This is a genomic window from Fructilactobacillus sp. X7R9C1 (assembly GCF_059901005.1).
In genome coordinates, this window is the sequence record NZ_JBWXVG010000002.1 from 65,249 (window position 1) to 83,988 (window position 18,740).

General features: G+C 37.2%; 17 protein-coding genes and 1 tRNA gene. 6 read left to right on the forward strand and 12 right to left on the reverse strand.

Features of this window, described 5'->3' with window-relative positions:
• Nucleotides 1-64: 64 nt before the first annotated feature.
• The 3 genes from AC6UD0_RS02025 to AC6UD0_RS02035 all read right to left on the reverse strand — a co-directional run bounded on the left by AC6UD0_RS02025 (nucleotide 65) and on the right by AC6UD0_RS02035 (nucleotide 3,074).
• Entirely contained in the window at nucleotides 65-1,186 is a 1,122-nt protein-coding gene (locus tag AC6UD0_RS02025; RefSeq protein ID WP_500701455.1) for an NAD(P)-dependent alcohol dehydrogenase, read from the reverse strand.
• 351 nt (nucleotides 1,187-1,537) lie between these two features.
• Entirely contained in the window at nucleotides 1,538-2,257 is a 720-nt protein-coding gene (locus tag AC6UD0_RS02030; RefSeq protein WP_500707537.1) for a nicotinamide mononucleotide transporter, read from the reverse strand.
• Between the two features lie 166 nt (nucleotides 2,258-2,423).
• Nucleotides 2,424-3,074, reverse strand: a complete 651-nt coding sequence (locus AC6UD0_RS02035) for a TVP38/TMEM64 family protein (RefSeq protein WP_500707958.1) — start codon at nucleotides 3,072-3,074, stop codon at nucleotides 2,424-2,426.
• A gap of 232 nt (nucleotides 3,075-3,306) precedes the next feature.
• Between AC6UD0_RS02035 and AC6UD0_RS02040 the strand changes: the two genes are divergently transcribed.
• The 3 genes from AC6UD0_RS02040 (at nucleotide 3,307) to AC6UD0_RS02050 (ending at nucleotide 6,191) form a co-directional block, all read left to right on the forward strand.
• A complete protein-coding gene (locus tag AC6UD0_RS02040; protein ID WP_500707959.1) occupies nucleotides 3,307-4,446 on the forward strand; it encodes a trans-sulfuration enzyme family protein in 1,140 nt (379 codons plus the stop codon).
• A 147-nt stretch (nucleotides 4,447-4,593) separates the two neighbouring features.
• On the forward strand, nucleotides 4,594-5,013 hold the full coding sequence (locus tag AC6UD0_RS02045) for a hypothetical protein (RefSeq protein WP_500695926.1): 420 nt from the start codon (nucleotides 4,594-4,596) through the stop codon (nucleotides 5,011-5,013).
• Between the two features lie 257 nt (nucleotides 5,014-5,270).
• Entirely contained in the window at nucleotides 5,271-6,191 is a 921-nt protein-coding gene (locus tag AC6UD0_RS02050) for an L-lactate dehydrogenase (RefSeq protein WP_500707961.1), read from the forward strand.
• 275 nt (nucleotides 6,192-6,466) lie between these two features.
• Here the strand turns inward: AC6UD0_RS02050 and AC6UD0_RS02055 are convergent.
• The 7 genes from AC6UD0_RS02055 to AC6UD0_RS02085 all read right to left on the reverse strand — a co-directional run bounded on the left by AC6UD0_RS02055 (nucleotide 6,467) and on the right by AC6UD0_RS02085 (nucleotide 12,044).
• Nucleotides 6,467-6,540, reverse strand: a tRNA-Lys gene (locus AC6UD0_RS02055).
• Between the two features lie 98 nt (nucleotides 6,541-6,638).
• A complete protein-coding gene (locus AC6UD0_RS02060; protein WP_500707963.1) occupies nucleotides 6,639-7,967 on the reverse strand; it encodes a D-alanyl-D-alanine carboxypeptidase family protein in 1,329 nt (442 codons plus the stop codon).
• A 160-nt stretch (nucleotides 7,968-8,127) separates the two neighbouring features.
• On the reverse strand, nucleotides 8,128-8,625 hold the full coding sequence (locus tag AC6UD0_RS02065; protein WP_500707965.1) for a hypothetical protein: 498 nt from the start codon (nucleotides 8,623-8,625) through the stop codon (nucleotides 8,128-8,130).
• 109 nt (nucleotides 8,626-8,734) lie between these two features.
• On the reverse strand, nucleotides 8,735-9,541 hold the full coding sequence (gene phnE, locus AC6UD0_RS02070) for a phosphonate ABC transporter, permease protein PhnE (protein WP_500707531.1): 807 nt from the start codon (nucleotides 9,539-9,541) through the stop codon (nucleotides 8,735-8,737).
• Nucleotides 9,538-10,332 carry a phosphonate ABC transporter, permease protein PhnE gene (phnE, locus tag AC6UD0_RS02075; protein ID WP_500701441.1) on the reverse strand — a complete coding sequence of 265 codons (795 nt, stop codon included), beginning with the start codon at nucleotides 10,330-10,332 and terminating at the stop codon, nucleotides 9,538-9,540. Before phnE (AC6UD0_RS02075) ends, phnE (AC6UD0_RS02070) begins: the two co-directional genes overlap by 4 nt.
• Entirely contained in the window at nucleotides 10,332-11,096 is a 765-nt protein-coding gene (gene phnC / locus AC6UD0_RS02080; RefSeq protein ID WP_500708064.1) for a phosphonate ABC transporter ATP-binding protein, read from the reverse strand. The genes phnE (AC6UD0_RS02075) and phnC overlap by 1 nt, the downstream gene beginning before the upstream one ends.
• Nucleotides 11,097-11,105: 9 nt before the next feature.
• Nucleotides 11,106-12,044: a phosphate/phosphite/phosphonate ABC transporter substrate-binding protein gene (locus AC6UD0_RS02085; protein WP_500707966.1), complete on the reverse strand. Its 939-nt coding sequence runs from the start codon at nucleotides 12,042-12,044 to the stop codon at nucleotides 11,106-11,108.
• 453 nt (nucleotides 12,045-12,497) lie between these two features.
• Here AC6UD0_RS02085 and AC6UD0_RS02090 point away from each other — a divergent pair, with 453 nt between their 5' ends.
• The 3 genes from AC6UD0_RS02090 (at nucleotide 12,498) to AC6UD0_RS02100 (ending at nucleotide 17,835) form a co-directional block, all read left to right on the forward strand.
• On the forward strand, nucleotides 12,498-15,512 hold the full coding sequence (locus AC6UD0_RS02090; protein WP_500707968.1) for a YobI family P-loop NTPase: 3,015 nt from the start codon (nucleotides 12,498-12,500) through the stop codon (nucleotides 15,510-15,512).
• A 421-nt stretch (nucleotides 15,513-15,933) separates the two neighbouring features.
• The gene (locus AC6UD0_RS02095; protein ID WP_500707969.1) at nucleotides 15,934-16,221 is read left to right on the forward strand and encodes an ArsR/SmtB family transcription factor; all 288 of its coding nucleotides are present in this window, start codon (nucleotides 15,934-15,936) and stop codon (nucleotides 16,219-16,221) included.
• Between the two features lie 117 nt (nucleotides 16,222-16,338).
• Nucleotides 16,339-17,835: an MFS transporter gene (locus AC6UD0_RS02100; RefSeq protein WP_500707970.1), complete on the forward strand. Its 1,497-nt coding sequence runs from the start codon at nucleotides 16,339-16,341 to the stop codon at nucleotides 17,833-17,835.
• A 16-nt stretch (nucleotides 17,836-17,851) separates the two neighbouring features.
• Here AC6UD0_RS02100 and AC6UD0_RS02105 read toward each other — a convergent pair whose 3' ends face one another.
• Nucleotides 17,852-17,995: a hypothetical protein gene (locus tag AC6UD0_RS02105; protein WP_500694218.1), complete on the reverse strand. Its 144-nt coding sequence runs from the start codon at nucleotides 17,993-17,995 to the stop codon at nucleotides 17,852-17,854.
• Nucleotides 17,996-18,133: 138 nt separating this feature from the next.
• Entirely contained in the window at nucleotides 18,134-18,703 is a 570-nt protein-coding gene (locus AC6UD0_RS02110; protein WP_500707972.1) for an LOG family protein, read from the reverse strand.
• Between the last annotated feature and the right edge of the window lie 37 nt (nucleotides 18,704-18,740).

Here is an 18,740-nt window from a genome sequence, read left to right on the forward strand (position 1 = left end):
AATATGATGCTTCCTTTCAATAACGTTTAATTTCAACAATCATGTTAAAGTGATTTAATCAACCTTATTTGCCAGGTTGGTAGTCCTTATCAATTACTAATACCGGTTTAATCGTCTTTCCGCTGATGGAATCAGCATTGGCTTCGTTGATTTCATCAAATGGGTAGAACTTCTCGGTCTTATCAAAGTCGAACATGCCTAATTGGTAAAAACGAATTAAACGTGGAACGTCGACTTGCGGGATCGAATCACCCATGTTAACACCGACAACCTTGCGATCACTGGTACAAAGGTCGTTCCAAGTATCCAAGTTAATGTGCTGGTCGGTTACGGCAATCGTAGCCGTTGTTCCACCTTGAGCCAAGGCTTGAATCGAACTTTCCATGACCTGTTTAACGCCAGTCGTATCAACGGCATAGTCGACTCCGTGCCCATTAGTTAATTTCTTGATGGCTTCAACGGGATCCTCGTCCTTACTGTTGATAGCATCAGTGGCGCCAAGTTCCTTGGCCAACTTCAAACGTGAGGGAACGATGTCAACGGCAATCACACTGGTACATCCAGCAATCCGACCAGCCATCATGGCAGCTAACCCAACGGCTCCAGTCCCAAAGACCGCAATCGTTGAGCCTGGTTCAGGCTTTAAGGTGTTAAAAACCGTGCCACTGCCCGTGACATAGCCACAACCTAAGGGACCAAGCTTTCTTAAATCAAGGTCCTTTGAGACCTTAACGGCGTTTCGTTCACGAACCACCGTGGTCGTGGTAAACGATGATTGGTCAAACATGTCGGCAACATCGTGCCCATTTTCGGTAAAGTGCGCACTGCCGTCGGGACGAACCCCCGATAGGTTATTGGCCGCGTAGTTTAAACATTGAGTGGGAATTCCCCTTAAACAGTTAATGCAGTTTCCACAACCATAAAATGACAGAACGACGTGATCGCCGGGCTTAAAGTCTTTTACTTCCGAACCAACCTTTTCGACAATCCCAGAACCTTCATGACCAAGAATAATCGGATAACCAATCTCAGCCGTGCCCTTTCTTAAAGCTTCATCTGAGTGACAAATTCCGGTCGCAACCATGTGAACTTGTAAATCATCTGGTTGCATTTTGGCTAATTCGACATCATCTTTAATTTCGAACTTGCCATTTTTCTTATTAACGACCGCTGCTTCAATCTTCATAAGTAAACCCTCCCATAATGTAAAATTGTTAATTATTGAGCAATTATGATCAAAGAAAAAGCTGATTTCATTAATCAACAATTGATTTTTTAAACTCTTTTCTATTAAACAGGATTGGAATTTTCGAAATGATTGGTTTGATCTGTAACCGCTTACAGATTGTTATACTCGTCTTCTAAAAAAATTCAAGTTATAACACATCAAAATCATAATTATCTAAGAAATTATCCTTTCAAACCCTTGTGTTTCTAGTAGAGTCAAAAGCCAAAAAAATTCCCCAATATTGTGATGGAATAAACTTTAATTATGTATAAAAAAGAGAACCCAAATAAATGGATTCCCCTTACTTAATTATTTAATTTTTGCTGGATTCAAGATTGGCTTCTCCCAGAAATCAAGCGCACAAATCGAGTTAATAATGTAATAGATGTATTTGCCAACGTTTGCAAAGTTACCCTGCACGATGGCTTTTAGTAACTGGATCAGATTGTAGACGAACCAGTACTTCCACTGAACGGTCAGTTTCATCGCGTTTAAAATGTTCGCCGAAAGCGACAAATCAAACGCAATCACAACAATCCAGAATAACAAATGCGTGTAACCATTAGGCCAGCCCACTAAATTAGCCGCAAACGAAAATACCAGACTCAAAAGTAAAATGCTGGTCATGACAACCCACTTCTTGACGCCCGTATACGGTTTGGTCGCCTTGTACTTAGCGGTCTTCATCCACTTGTTAATCGCAAACGTGTAGATGATGAAAGTCACCGGATAGGTCACAACCGCCGCTTTATTACCTAAAACGTAGTCAATAAAGCCGGACAACACTACGTTAATGATGCCAATCACATTGCCGAGGTTATTCATTCTCCCAGTTAAACGCGTTGAATAAATGGAGAGGACGGCGTTTACAATCGAAATAATTCCAAACGGAACAAAGACCGCCCAGGAACCCCAGTGCGTGACGTCTGCCAGATTCTCCGTCAGATAACCACTCGCAATCGACGCAATTACCACGATTGCGACTCCAACTAGGTCAAACCATCGACTTTTTGCTAATGCATGTAACATTATGAACATCTCCTCATTGTTTTTAGCGAGGCGTATCGGAAGCAACCCTCGTTATTTAGTTTTTTGTTACAAACAATTGAACGGCTTGATTATAACACCATTATCATTACTAGAAGCCAAATTTTGAACGTAAAAAAAGACAACCCGGATGGATTGCCTAATTAATCTAGTTCGATTTGCTTTGACTATCTTTCGCTGTTTCTTGATGCTTAGTCTTAGAACTATCTTTATTTGTAAAGTGATTAATAACCATGTGTAAAACAATAATAAACAGAATGGCACCAACTAGGACGCCGACAATTCGCTTCAAACTACCGTTAATGATGTACATCCCACCAACGATATAAATAATTGACTGTGGGATTGACCCAATCACAACCGCTAGAACCAGTAGTTTGCGTGATATTTTGAACCGTGAAGCCGCGTAACTAATTAAATAAACGGGGAAGAACGGGATGGCATAACCAATACACAGAATGATAAAGGGATGCTTAACGTTACTAAAACTCAATTCTTTATCTCGATAATTACTTGCGATATTACGGACGGACTTAATCAACTTAACACTGCATAGTCCACCAAGGGTTAACCCAATTAAATTAATAAAAAAGCCCAAAACGTTCCCGAAACAAATGCCGGCTAACACACAGATTACTTGATAAGGAACAAACGGTAACAACGTCGCAAACGTTAAAACAATTAAAAATAGAGCCGCATCGATAAACCCATGTTCATGAATTTCTTTGACGGCCATGCCCCGCTGACTCGGATCAAAAAACATCCGAATCTGTGGAAAATAATCTTTAAACAGAATCACTAATCCAATAACAACAATAATCGCTAAAAGACAGTATACGATTTTCTTGTTTTCTAATTTTTTAATGATGATAAACTACCCCTAACGTTAATTGAATAGGGAAATTCTAACACATGTCACGAAACGATAAAACCGATTTTACAAAATTAAATTCCATAATGCCATTTCTTTTCTAACTTTTACCACTAGTCTATAATCAATCCTAATAGTCACATTCAAGGAGGTTTTTACTTTGCACATTGACACAAAATTAATTCACGGCGGAATCACTGGTGACAAGGAAACGGGAGCCGTTTCCGTCCCGGTCTATCGCGCCTCAACTTTCAAACAAACTAAGCTTGGCGGGAATCCACGCTGGGAATACTCACGGACGAGCAACCCGACCCGGTACGCCCTTGAAACCCAGATGGCAGAACTCGAAAACGGAACCGCTGGTTTTGCCTTTAGTTCGGGGACCGCTGCCATCAACACCATCCTCTCGATGTACTCCAAAGGCGATCACATCATCGTCGGACAAGACTTGTACGGCGGGACGATTCGTCTGATTAATCAGGTGATGAAACGCTTCGGGCTAGAATTCACGGCCGTTGACATGCAAGATGTAGACGCCGTCAAGGCTGCTTTTCAGCCCAACACCAAGGCCATTTACTTTGAGACTCCTACAAACCCACTGCTGACGGTAGCCGACATTCATAAATTATCCGAAATGGCGAAAAAACACAGTGCCAAAACCATCGTTGATAACACCTTTGCGACCCCTTATAATCAGAACCCATTGGATTTAGGTGCAGACGTGGTGGTACACTCCGCCACCAAATATCTCGGCGGACACAGTGACGTGGTGGCGGGCGTTGCCGTTACTAACGATGACCAGATTGCCGAACAGTTGGCCTTCCTGCAGAATTCCATCGGTAGTACGCTTGGACCAGATGACAGTTGGTTGGTTCAACGTGGCATTAAGACGCTGGGTGCTCGCATGCGGGTTCACCAGGATAACACCAATGCGATTCTTGATTTTCTCAAAAATGAACCCAAAGTTGCGAAGGTTTACTATCCTGGTGATCCTGACAATCCGAACTACGAAGTGGCAAAGAAACAGATGCGTAACTTTGGTCCCATGATTTCGTTTGAACTCCAACCAGGACTATCGGCGAAGACCTTTGTCGAAAGTTTGAAAATTATCACCCTGGCTGAAAGCCTTGGTGGCGTGGAAAGCCTGATTGAAGTTCCAGCGGTCATGACCCACGGTTCCGTTCCAAGAGCAGAACGTTTAAAGGACGGAATTGCTGACGGTCTGATTCGTTTGTCAGTTGGGATTGAGGATAAGGAAGATTTACTGGACGATTTGAAACAGGCGTTTGATAAAATTTAGGAAACAAAGAACTAGCATATTTAGATACGAATACGCTAGCTCTTTTATTTTGCCGAATAATATTTTTTGATCGTGAGGTACCAAATTAACTTAATATTGACAATTATTCTAACTTCGGTAAAATTATTAAAAAACAAGGAGGAAGTTATGAATTTATCTAAAAAGTTTATAATTCCAATTCTTTGCGTAACAATGTTGTTTATTCTAAGTGGATGTAAGAATTTCTCGTTAAATAGCTCTGGGAAAGATTATTTAAAAGTATATGATGCAAATAACAAAGTTATTGAAACGGCAAATGGTCATAAAAGCACTGATATTCTTTCAAAAATAGATAAAAACTATAATTCAGTAAAGAAAGAAAAGGTTCCTAAGGATGCTAAAGTAAGCTATAAATATGTAAGTCATGAAAGAAAACACAATATTAAAACCTCTTTGACCGTATATTCAAATTATAAGATCGCAAAAGTGAGCGGAATTCCAATGATTGGAAATGGCGTTATCCACTTAAATCAAAATGAATTTAACGAATTAAATAATCCTAATAAGCTAATTAATAAATACAAATAAAGTTGATTATTTTAAACGATAAATTAACGGGTCACTTTAATATCCATATATAATAAAAAAAGCTAATCATCACTGATTAGCTTACCCAAATTAACGCACCTGAAATACGCGCTTGGAAGAGATGCGCAATATCTCTTCCTTTTTTTATTACACTATTATTGTATGTGATAAACGCATAAATGTCAATCCAACTTTTTTTACTCCCAATCAACCTCAATCTGTTAAACTGAAACCAAATAATTAATGGGAGGCATATTATGACTAGAAAAATTGGAATCATTGGTGACGGTCACGTTGGATCAACGGTGGCAAACTACATTGTTGTAAGTGGGTTCGCCGATGACTTAGTAATGATTGATAAAAACGACGCCAAGGTCAACGCTGACGCCATTGATTTTCGGGAGGGCATGCCTAATTTACCCTTTCACACCAATATCATTGTAAATGATTACGCCGCCCTAAAGGACGCCGACGTTGTTATCTCGGCCCTTGGTAAGATTAAACTATCAAATAACGACAGCGACAATCGTTTTGCCGAATTATCTTATAACATTGAACAGGTCAAAGAAGTCGCACCCAAGATTCGTGACTCTGGTTTTAATGGCGTTCTAATTGCCATTACCAACCCGGTGGACGTGATTACCCAGTTGTACCAACAAATTACTGGTTTACCAAAAAAGCACGTTATTGGAACGGGAACACTCCTAGATTCTGCCAGAATGAAACGTGCCGTTGGTGAAAAACTAGGAATTGATTCACGCTCAGTCACTGGTTACAACCTTGGCGAGCACGGTAACTCCCAGTTTACCGCATGGTCGACCGTTCGGGCTCTTGACCAACCAATTGAAAAGTTAGCCAAAAGTCGTCATCTTGACCTCGACACTTTAGACCAGGAAGCACGCCACGGCGGTTTTAGAGTAATGCAAGGTAAGGGTTACACCAGTTACGGAGTTGCCAGTGCCGCAGTACGACTCGCCAACACCGTTCTCTCTGATGCCCGCACCGTTTTGCCAGTCTCAAACTACCGTTCTGACTATGGCGTATACTTTTCCTATCCAGTTGTAGTTGGAAGAGACGGCGTAATCGAAGATGTCCCACTTGATTTAACCGATGAAGAGAAAGATAAACTCCAGGCTTCCGCCAACTTTATCAAAAAGAACGTTGAAAAATACAGTTAAAACACAAACACACCGTAACCACTAGATTTTCTAGCAGTTACGGTGTGTTTTAGTACTGTCAGCAATTAAAATCGCCACAGCAGACGTAATAATAAAAAAAGCCAATCATAGTGGACTAACTGAACTATGATAATCGCATCCAACTTGCGATGAGAAAAAAGTTAGAGATTTCTTCTCGTTTTTATTATATGGAATAAATAGTTGGATGTCAATTTAAATCGAATCCATAAAAAAATGATTGCCCCACCAGGCAATCATTTTATTTTACATTTATATGAGCAGCCAAGGACTTGAACCTCAATCTCACGAATAAAGAATTCGTTGCTCTAACAAGTTGAGCTAGCCGCTCGCAAGCAAAACTCAATTACATTTACCAGTATAATGCATATTAGCGCGTTCGACAACACTTTTTGCGGTCGATTAATGAAAACTTCATAATTTTAATTACTAGTGACGATGTCGATTAAACTTCCTGATTTGAAGAATTAAGTAGATTAACAACAGAAGGATAACCAGTAATTCAATCGCGCCCATGATCATTTTCATCACATTTACTGGATTAGCTGACTTGTAAACAACGGGGACACTCATGGAACTGTTTGGTAATAAGTCTAATTCATTTTGAGACGCCTGGATGTTAACCGTTCCAACCCTCTCGCCGTTCGTAATTGGAGCAAGTGGCGTTTTGAAAACCCTAGAGTGGTTGGTAGAGACAAAGTCTGTCTTTAATTTTTCACCCTGCGGTAACCAGTACGTTTGAGGTGCCGTCAAGCCAATTTTAGTTTTAGGATTTTGTCCGTTAACAACGTTGACGGTTTTATTTTTAATCACGTTGTCACCAATCGTAATTGGTTCCAGGCTCTGACTGATTTGATTGAGCATTAATTGAGTTTGGGTGAAGCGCTGTTCCTTGGGCGCTCCCAAAACGACGGTAATCACACGGTCGTTGTTGCTGGTACCAGTTCCCACAAAATTCTCACCCGCGGTATTACTGGTCCCCGTCTTTAATCCATCAATCTTGAATGGATTAGTTTGGCCCAGAAGTAAGTTAGTGTTCTTGTGCGTATTTCCATCCCATTCCAATGTGGTCATTGAGGTAGTCTTTAAGATTTGCGGGTATTGAGTAATTAATTTCTGTGCTAATTGAGCTAATTCCCCAGCTGACATCGTATTCTCAGCGTCATCACTTAATTTAGGATTCTTTAGCGCGCCTAAATCGTGATTAGCCAATCCACATGCGTTATAGAATTGCCCATTCTTAATTCCCAATTTTTTGACTTCTTGATTCATCATTTGACCGAAGTCGTGGTTAGGACCTGCCAAATATTCGCCAAGTGCCATGGCAGCACCGTTAGCAGAACAAACCAGACTCGCGTCGTACAGTTGTTTAACCGTGTATGATTGACCAGCTTTCAACGGAACGTTAGTAAAATCACGTTTCTGACTCAAATTAGCAACCCCAGGGCTAATTTTGACCTTGCTGTCCCACGAGATCTTTTTTGCTTTTATTTGGTTTAACACAATATATGTAGTGATGAGTTTACTAACGGACGCAATCGGCAACTCTTGGTTAGCGTTTTTGCTATAAATGATCTGGCCGCTGGTGGCATCAACGGCAATGGCACTTTTGGCCTTTATGTTAATTTCATTCTGTGAAATGGGCGGCTGTTTGTTACTAGCATCGACCGTACTAGGATTGAAGATCAGCGGCATGATTAAAAACACCAGCGAAAATATTACGCTCAGCGTCAGTAATTGATGTTTTTTACTTTTCAAAATCAAATGACCTCTTTTTATTAAATGATATTTTTTGTAGATAACACTTATACGTCTATTGTACTAAATTAATAAAATAATCAAAATATGCCATTAAAAATAAAAAGCCAATCATCACTGACTAGCTCAATCAAAATATTTCGTTATTCAATATTGATAATTAGTTCCACCACAACATCACATAAACAATAGTGGCAAACGCAAAGAAAATTCCATTAATTACGTACGTTTTCTTGGTTGGATAACACAAGAAATCGATTAAGTTTAGAATTAGGATAATGGGCAACCCAATTATCGTAAAGCCACTCACAATGGGATCAATAAATTGCGGCATTTTCATTCCAATCATGATCAAACCAAGCAGCAACGCGGAAACCACATAAATCAGGTTGACGATAAGCATCCCGACCGAGGCGTACTTACTGTATTTAGTTGAACTTGGCTTATCCTTTTTAAACAGAACGTTATAAAACAAAGCGTAAACCACAGCAAACACCACCATTCCGTAGATTAAAATAATCCAAAACATGGCGGGACTAAGGGTGAGGCTAGTCTTAATGTTTATAACCGCAAACAATTCAGGAAAACTACCGAAAACAATCAAAGCCGAAAGCAATGGTGCCAAGATAAACTTACCTAATGACTTAAGAAATCGCATGTAGACACTCTTCTTTCAATTAAATTCAATCCTTAGGTAAATTATACTATAAACGAAAAAAATACCAACTAACTCCCATTTGGAATTAGTTGGTATTTTACACTATTAATTAAATTAATTTCCTTCTAATGTATCCGGAACAGCCATCAATCACCATGACCATGATGACGATCCCCAATAAGATGATCCCCACTCTGGACCAATTGCGCGTGTTCAACGCCATAATCATTGGCGCCCCAATTCCGCCAGCACCAACCAAACCAAGGATTGAGGCAGCTCGAACTGAAATTTCAAAGCTGTACAAAGTGTATGAAATCAAAGCCGGCAGGATGGTCGGCCACGTCGATAGTGCGAAGACCTGCGGCTTACTGCCACCTGCAGCCACGATAGAGTACTCCGAACTGTGATTCATTTCCTCAATGGATTCTGAAAAGAGTTTCCCTAGCATCCCGATGGAGTGAATCCCAAGTGCCATGACTCCGGCAAAACTACCGGGTCCCACTGCTTTAATGAACATAATGGCTAAAACGATTTCGGGGAAAGCTCGAATGGCGGTCAAAAGGAAGGTTCCCACCTTAGATGTTACGTTGTACTTGCTACTCTTACTATGAGCGGCAAAGAAGGCAAACGGGACACTGATAACGGCAGCAATGATGGTCCCCAAAAATGCAATGGCAAGTGTCATAATCAACTGGGAGATCAGGTCTTCTCCACTACCATTGTAGATATAGGACCAATCAGGATGGATCAGTCCCATGAAGATGGACTTGGAAACCGTGCCAGCCGATTCCTGAATCTGACTAAATTTCATGTCAGAGAAACACCAGCCATAAATCAAAATGATGATGATTGCCCAAACGATCCAGCTGTAGCGGTCCCATCGTTTTTGTTTTTCGTTAATTTTTGGAAGGGTCACTGTAGTTTCCTCCTCAAGTAATTACTAAGGATGTCAATCACCAGAACCGTTACGAAGGTTGCAAGAATTACAACCGCCGTCTCGGAGTAGTTAAATTCATCGATGGTTTGTTGAAGATACAACCCAAGGCCTCCAGCACCAACGTATCCTAAAACGGTTGATGAACGAACGTTAACTTCTAGGGTGTACAGGAAGAAACTACAAAATTGACCTGCAATCTGGGGAATAATGGCCAAACGAATAATTTGGAGGATGCTGGCACCGGAAGCTTTCATGGCTTCAGCTGGCCCCATATCGACTGTCTCTAATACTTCATAGAACAGTTTGGAAATCATCCCAAACGAGAAAATGGCAAGCGTGATGGTTCCAGTCGTTGGACCAATCCCAAAGATGGCAACCAGGATAGCAGCTAACAGCAGTGATGGTAACGTTCTGACGATGTCCAGTACGAACCGAGACGTGCCGTGAATAACCTTACTGTGGTCAAGATTCCGCGCGGCCAGAAATGCAGCTGGAATCGCAAAGACGGTTCCAATCGTAGTTCCAAGGATTGCCATTTGAACGGTCTGAACCAGTGGGTCCCAAATAAAACTGAAGTACGACCAGTCTGGGTTACTCATTTGACCAATCAGAACCCCAAACTGGGCGATGTTCGAGATAAACAAGCTGGGATCAACCCCACAAATTTTCATGGAGTAAACGAACAGAATTATCAGAATGGCAATTACGATGATGCCCTTAACGTGATACTTTTTGACAAAGGACATCTTCGGCATGTCGCTAGTGTGCATTAGCTATTGCCTCCTTCGTAAATCGCCTTCAAATCTTCTGGAGTCGAGTCAGCCGCCGGTTTGTCGAACACCAATTTTCCGTCCCGAATTCCAATAATTCGGTCCGCAAATTCAAGTGCTAGTCCAACTGAATGGAGGTTCACCAGAACAGTATCGTGATCCTTGACGTTTAAATTCTTCAAATCCTGCATAACTCCGTGACTGGTCTTGGGGTCAAGCGAGGCAACTGGTTCGTCAGCCAGAACCAAATCAGGTTCCTGCATCATTGTTCGTGCGATGGCAACCCGTTGCATCTGTCCTCCAGAAAGGGAGTCCGCCCGATCGTATAATTTTTTGAGCATGTTAACATGGTCCAGTGATCGAACCGCCTTTTCCTTGTCTTCTCTACTATACAAACCGAGAAGTGTTTTCCAGACTGGATAGTAACCAACTCTTCCACTTAAAACGTTTTTTTGAACCGTAAGCCGGTTCACTAAGTTGAAACTTTGAAAAATCATTCCAATTTTTCGGCGAAAGTGACGGAGCGCTTTCCCCTTCAATTTAGAAATATCAGTCCCGTTGATGATAATTTTGCCGTCGCTGATATCTTGCATCCGATTAAGGGAACGAAACAGGGTGCTTTTCCCCGCACCTGAAAGTCCAACGACAGCGATGAATTCACCGCGTTTGACGTTAAAACTAATATCATCTAATCCTTTAATACCACTAGGATAAGTTTTGGTAACATGATTAACCTGTAAAATATCCGAATCGCTCAATTTAATCCCTCTCGCCTATTCTTTGGTTTTACTAATCTTGTTGGCTTGGTCCATGTACGAATGAAGTTGTTTAAATTCTGACTTCTTGTACGGAACATATCCCTCTTCTTGATAAATCTTGAAGATAACGTCATGACCTTCTTTAGTCTTCGCCATGTTCTCGTAGGCTTTGGCAATCTTTTTCTGCCATGACTTCGACATATCGCTTCGACAAGCAACCACGTCATTTGGAATAGCCTTAGTCGTATAAATGACCTTAGTGTCCTTCATAACGTTCGGATTATCCTTTTGGACTAAGGTTTGAGCACCCTGGAAAGTGAAGGCAGCATCGTTATTTTTGTTTAAAACGGACAGCACGGCCTGATCGTAACCGTTGATAACGTCAGTCTTGATGCCATCCTTATTAATATTAATTCCGTGCTTCATAAGCTCAACGACCGGGTAAATATAACCCGCCGTTGAATTCGTGGTACCAGTGGCAATCTTTTTGCCCTTTAAATCGTTGATATTGTTGATACCACTGTCTTTTCTGACAACAATCGTGGAATAGAAGTGATCTGATGACTTGTTAGTGAGTTGCAAAGTCTTCAGATCGCGTGCTTGACGCGTTGCTTGAACGAGAGGAACCACTTTATAATTCTTTTGTGCTAAGACAAAGTCCCCGGGGTTCATTTCAGAAACATCCAACGTCTTTGAACCCATGGCCTGAATAAGCGAGTTCCCGTCAGTTGAAACCTTGACCGTGACTGGAATATGGAGCTGTTTTTCTAACTGCTTGGCGAGTGGCTTGGCCTCAGCATTGGCCTGACCAGCATTCACTGACGGCGTAAAACCAACCGTTAATTTCTTTGGTTTGTAGTTACTTGACTGTTTCCCACATCCAACTAATCCAACCGACAAAAATGTAATGGCAGCACCTGCTGTGATCCATTTCAAAGCTTGCTTGAGTTTCATTACGAGTCCCTCCCAAAAAATTGTTGTACCAGACAAATTAATCATATCATGATACATACAATTTTCAATAAATATCTTTTGATTGTTCGTATTTTATTTAAATATGCACTCAATATATTCTTTGTTTTCCAATATATTAATTAATTAACGAATATTGATAATCAATGTAATTAGAGTAATCAAAAAGGGCAACACTAATAAGTACGAGTTGTCCTTAAAAAAATTTTGGTAGATAAAATTATTTTTTATTTCACGTGAAACTATTAATACTTCTTAATTATTAATATAATACATACAAACGAGTACTTGTGAAATTGTTTGTATAACAAAAAACTTCCTATATCAGTGATAATATTGACAATTCGTATAAATTTTGACACAATATTATAAAATTGTTCACAAACGATTTGCTGCAAACATAATGAAAAGCATTTAAATATGGGAGATTCTTATATGTACAATAAAAATGGTGAAAAAAATCAATCAAAAAATACTCGAAGGGAAAATCTAGTAAAAAAAGAACAAGATCAAAAGTTAATTTCCCTTTCTTCAAATAAAAACTTAGATTCAGACACAAACAAAAATAATAAAAAACATTATGAGCTATACAAAAAATACTTAGATGAAGCACTATGTAAAGAGAATAATAATGTTGCACTTTCTGGTAAATATGGAAGTGGTAAATCCTCCATAATCGATACATACTTAAAAAACAAAAACAATTATCTTAGAGTTAGCTTTGCAACTTTTAAAGATCCTAATGCTGAAAAAGGTAAGGAAACACAAAAAATGGATAATAATATTGCTTTAAATATTATTAATCAAATCATATACCAAATTGATATTGACACAATACCCTTAACTCACTTTAAAGTAAAAAGACCCGTACCAACAAAATTAAAATGGTTTTATTCAGTTGAAATTATATTATTAATTCTTGCAATATTTCATTCATCATTTCCTTCCTATATTTTTCTAATTACGTTGATCGGATTAATCATTTTCAGTATATTAATTCTTTTACATTTCTTAGATTCAAATGAATTATTCAAAACAAAAATTAAAGTAAAAAATATTGAATCTGAAATTGATTTAAATAATGATGATTTATTTGAAAAATATATTGACGAAGTTATATATTTGTTTACACAATTTGCTAAAGATAAGAGTAATAATGAGCCATGCATTTTAATTATTGAAGATTTGGATAGATTTAAAAGTATAATCATATTTGAAAAATTAAGAGAATTAAATATAAAGCTAAATAATAAGTCTAAAAATAGTAAAAATAAGCATCATTGGATATTTTTATATTTGATGCGGGACGATATCTTTATAGATGGAAAAGAAAGAGTTAAATTTTTTGATCAAATAATCCCAGTAATTCCATTCATTACTACTAGTAACTCATTTTATAAACTTAAAGAACTGTTTAAAGATAAAGACATTGACAGAAACCTTTTACACTATTTAAGTAATTATATAGACGACTTTAGAATACTAGCAAATATAAAAAATGAATATTTATTATTTTTTAATTCAAATAATATATCTAATAAAACAAACAAAATTGATAAAAATGAACTAGTAGCCTTAATTGCATATAAAAACCTTTATCCAGATGATTTTGATGATATTCAAAATGGGGAGGGTATTTTAGGAAATATAGTCAAAGACTATAAAGATGATATAAACAAACAAATTAAAGAAAAAGAGGAAAAAATAAAAGAATTAACTAAAAGAAGAAATGAAACTTCATTAAATGATGAATCAGAATTCTTACTAGTATGGGCTAGAAATAATAACGCATTTTATTTTGACCAGTATACCAAAAAAGAAATAAAAAACACAGCAGACACTAGTAAAATCATTAAGAATGATCTAGAAATTACTTTTCCAAACCATAATCGTATAAAATACAGTAGGTTTAAAGACGAAAATGACTATTATACGTATAAATCAAATCCTATTATTCACTATAACAAAGAGTTAAATAAAATAAATGCCACACTCAAACAGTTAAGAAAAAACAGATTATCGTCGTCAAGTAAAGACTTAATCTTTAGATCCATATCTACAAATCAAAAAAAATTTGAATTTATATATATACTAATAAAGGAAGGATATATTAATGAAAATTATCTAAACGTTATTAATAATTTTTATGGTAATAAAAATGACGGATATTTTATTAATAATATACTAAGTGATTCCAGTGAAGATATGCAAAATTTACAACTTTTTGATTATAATAATGTCCTAATTGAACTTAATAATGATCAATTAAAAAAACAACAAAGTTTAAATATAAGTTTAATTAATCATCTATTAAACACTCAATCTCTAAAAAATGAAAAAAAACTAGAAATAATGATTAAAACAGCTATTGAAAGTCCTGGATTTTTAGAAAAAGTAATTAATCAAGATGATAGAGATTATTTAAAATTAGTTAATTTTAAACCAGACATAAAATTCAATCTAGCTTATTTTAATGATATTAATAATCACCTAAAAGATATTATTCAAAATAATAGATATGAAGACACTAAAGCTAATTTTAACATTATCATTAATAATCTTAAATCGTATAAAAATGAAACATTAATTGAATTTATTAATAATAATGATATAAATGAAAAGATAAAATATAACATAATTCAGGAATGCTTGAAACCTATTAACTTTAAAGATTTAAAGGGGGATCTACTGTTCAAAGATGAACTCTTAAAAAAGAATAAGATCAAACCCACCATTACTAATGTACTTTATTACTTTAAGTCTAACGACAATTCAATTAACAATACTCTACTTACCTTCCTAAATAATAATGAAATAGATATGGAAAATAATAAAAATATAAATGATCAATTTTTTATATCTGTAGCAAAAACAACTTCATTAAAAACAAAAAGATATAAAGAATTATTAAAATATTGTCCAAAAAATATAAGTATTGAATTTAATAGTATTCTAGATAAAAATACTAGCATTGATAAAATTCAAGTATTAGTGGATTTTGATTTATTAAATATTAATGATGACGCAAAAGATTTTATCATTAATAATGACATTACAATACCTTCCGGTTTTATGAATAAATATGAAATCATTAGTTATATTTTGAATTTGTCTCAAAATAATAAATTTAAAAATCTACACATTATGGATGAATTAGTAGCCAGAAATGATTATAAAAGTATAATATTAGTTTCAAGTAATTTGGACCTACTTTCCTCGAATAAAAAAGTAAATGATTATTTAAAAGATAAATCTAGTTCTCTATCCGATAACTTAAAAGGACAATTTGAAAGACTTGTTAAGATTATGAACCCAAACAATAACATTGGTAATATAAAACTTGAAAATACTCAGATAAATAGAAATTATTTAAATTGGATGAAAAATAATAAAATAATTGAAAAATATAATGTAGGAAATTCTAAGATAGAACATATAAAAAGGCTTTAGTAAAAGCATCCAACTTTTTATGATAAATAATTGACAAATTCACTCATATAAAATAGAATTAAAGAGTAATAAAAAAGGAAGAGATGTCGTTACCATCCCTTCCCGCGCAGATTTATGTGTTATTTGGGTAAAAAGCTAATCTTTGCGGTTAGCTTTTTTATTATCGCGTATGACTTAGCACAATTAACGGTCGAATAAGAACCACTACTGCTAGTGGTACAATCCCAATAACCTAGTTTCTTCTGTATTCAAGCGACTCACCTCTTCATTAATTATTAAGGTGGAGATGAGCCCAACACAATAAACCTACTAAAGCTCCAATTGGTGATCAAATCAATTATCGCTCTATATGTAATCATACCTAATTATTCCAGATAATGGAATGGTTAATTTTTAAAATGAAGTGAAAGGAGAAAGTTTCTTGGATAATCCTAACGAACAACAATTAGCCAGCATTTTCAAAGCTCTTTCTGAACCAAATCGGATCAAAATCCTCAGAATCCTAATGGAAAACAAGAATGAAATGACATGTGGCGAAGTCAGTTCCCATCTCAATCTATCCTTATCAACCGTCTCCTATCATTTCAAAATCCTCAGACACGCCGGTTTAACCAATATGAGAAAAGATGGCCAAACCAAATACTTGTCCGTCAACCAGGATTTAATTAACAAAATTCATTTAAATAACGTTATTGAACAGAAGCCATAATTAGACTTCTGTTTTTATTTTGCTATAAAGATACTTGCATCCAATTCGAGATGAGACTATTCTAATTATAATTTCGATATCTATCGAAATACATTTTACTAATTAGGAGGAATTACCTTGAAGAAAAAGAAGAAATGGACCAAGAAAAAAGTCCTCATCATCATTTCAGTGTTAATCGCCACGTTCATGACGTCGGTTGAGACCACCATTGTCACTACGGCTCTGCCCTCAATATTGAGCAGTTTGCACGGACTGGCTTTTCAAAGTTGGGTGTTCGCTACATATCTATTAACTACAACACTAAGCACACCCATTTACGGTAAATTGAGTGATCGAATTGGCAGGAAGCCCATTTTTCTCTTCGGATTAGCAGTTTTCACGATTGGATCGATGGCTTGTGGACTCTCAACGAATATCGGCTTGTTGATTGCGGCGAGAGCCCTTCAAGGCCTCGGTGCAGGAGCCATTATGCCAATCACGTTTACCTTAATTGCCGACACGTTTCCACTAGAAGAACGTTCTAACATGATGGCATGGAATAATACGGCGTGGGGAATTTCGGCCTTAATTGGTCCCATCATTGGTGGTTTTATCGTTGACCAACTCAGCTGGCATTGGATTTTCTTCATCAACGTTCCACTGGGCATCATTGTATTCATTCTAATCTACTTTGGATACGCAGATCCTATTACCAAGAAAACCTCCCTCAAAATGGACTATCTTGGTAGCACTTACTTGGCCTTGTTTCTAGTATCACTGTTAGTTACCCTTCAATTTTTGGGTGAACAAAAAATCAACTTTGTCGTAATTATTATTGGATTGGTCATTATTACTACATCATTTATCCTGTTCATTCATGCCGAAAGAAAAGCCAGCGACCCTGTTATTCCGCTGAAACTATTTAAATCATCGACTTTTTCCGCCCAAATCTTAACGGCTTTACTACTGAGCGGGATTCAATTTGGCTTTCAAATTTATTTCCCAATGTGGTTACAGTCCATCTACCGGGTCTCAGCAACAATCGCAGGCTTGGCAATTACACCCAGTCCCGTTGCCTGGTTAATTACATCGTTCTTCGTTGGAGCGCTGATTAAGCGTTTCGCTCCAAAGTTCGTTACCATTCCGATTGTGATTATTCAATTTGCATTTTACCTCATTCTGGTATTCAGTTCCGTCTCCCTACCAATGATTTGGTTCTACATCATTTCAGGTGTCACTGGTGCTGGACTAGGAATCGTAATCACGATGAACACGGTGGTTGCGCAAGCAATCGTGCCCAAAGACAACGTCGGCGTTGCTTCCTCAATGATTACTTTGGGGAGGACACTTGGACAAACCGTTATGACTGGTGTATTCGGATTTATCTTTAATCTATCAATCAATCTAGGTCACAATCGTTATCCTGCCATTAACAGCAAACTTCTAAACGGTATCATTTCATCGAAAAATTCGGCTGGAGTTCATCTTCCAGCTAACATTATTAATGATATTAATCAGATTCTACTCGGTGCATTTCACAACGTCTTCTGGTTTGCACTAGTATTATTCATCATTATCGTGGTGGTAAATTTAGCGGATAAGTTGAATAAGCCGTTGGATGTAACAAATAAATAAGTGGTTTCAATATTTATCATAAGTTATCTGCCCACTTATCGAAGTCATCAATATTTCCAATTTTATTAGTTTTGCCGTTAAGAGCATCATTTCTAGCTTGAATATTTGCTAAAGTATCTTTATCATCGCGTATATTACTTTCAGCTTTTCTTCTTATCATAATGTCCATCCCCTTAAATCAATAGTAAGGCATTATGTAAACAATGAAAACATGATATACACATTATTTATTATTAATAATTGAATAAAACTCAAAAAACATCCCCACTTAAAAAAAGTGAAGATGTTTTTTCGTATCTTATTTTGTGTAGGTTCTAATCTTTGGTGCTGTGTATGTGGTCATAAATTCATAGATTTCAGACAACGAATCCGAAAAAAGTAACTTTTTGCAATCTTCCACCGTCAAAAATTCCTTTTCGGTCATTTCATCAAACATTTGTTTAAGCGGATCGTAGTAACCCTGAACGTTATACAACACACATGGATCATCATTGTCGCCAATTCGAGCCCATGAAAAAGCTTCAGAAATCTCTTCCAAGGTTCCAGGACCACCGGGAAGTGCAATACAACCATCCGATTGAGTCAACATTTTCTGTTTGCGAATATCCATGTTGGAAACTACCTCTAAACTAGTAAGGCCGTCCATGCTTGCACCACGGTCAACTAACTCCTTTGGCATGATGCCATGAACCACTCCACCAAGTTCTAGAACCGTCTTGGCAAGAAATCCCATGAGACCAACTCCGCCGCCACCATAGACTAGTGTCAGGTCATGGTTAACCAACCATTTCGCCAATTTCTTGGTGGCTTCTTGGTATGCCGGATCATTACCAGGAGCCGCACCACAAAATACTGCAACTGCTTTCATATTTTAATTTCCTCATTTCAATTTATTTTTACATTAA

Bases quoted from the DNA above. Each gene is read 5' to 3' on its own strand.
- AC6UD0_RS02025 (WP_500701455.1), bottom strand. From the start codon at position 1,186: ATGAAGATTGAAGCAGCGGTCGTTAATAAGAAAAATGGCAAGTTCGAA.
- AC6UD0_RS02030 (WP_500707537.1), bottom strand. From the start codon at position 2,257: ATGTTACATGCATTAGCAAAAAGTCGATGGTTTGACCTAGTTGGAGTC.
- AC6UD0_RS02045 (WP_500695926.1), top strand. From the start codon at position 4,594: ATGAATTTATCTAAAAAGTTTATAATTCCAATTCTTTGCGTAACAATG.
- AC6UD0_RS02050 (WP_500707961.1), top strand. From the start codon at position 5,271: ATGACTAGAAAAATTGGAATCATTGGTGACGGTCACGTTGGATCAACG.
- AC6UD0_RS02065 (WP_500707965.1), bottom strand. From the start codon at position 8,625: ATGCGATTTCTTAAGTCATTAGGTAAGTTTATCTTGGCACCATTGCTT.
- phnE (WP_500701441.1), bottom strand. From the start codon at position 10,332: ATGCACACTAGCGACATGCCGAAGATGTCCTTTGTCAAAAAGTATCAC.
- AC6UD0_RS02085 (WP_500707966.1), bottom strand. From the start codon at position 12,044: ATGAAACTCAAGCAAGCTTTGAAATGGATCACAGCAGGTGCTGCCATT.
- AC6UD0_RS02090 (WP_500707968.1), top strand. From the start codon at position 12,498: ATGTACAATAAAAATGGTGAAAAAAATCAATCAAAAAATACTCGAAGG.
- AC6UD0_RS02105 (WP_500694218.1), bottom strand. From the start codon at position 17,995: ATGATAAGAAGAAAAGCTGAAAGTAATATACGCGATGATAAAGATACT.
- AC6UD0_RS02110 (WP_500707972.1), bottom strand. From the start codon at position 18,703: ATGAAAGCAGTTGCAGTATTTTGTGGTGCGGCTCCTGGTAATGATCCG.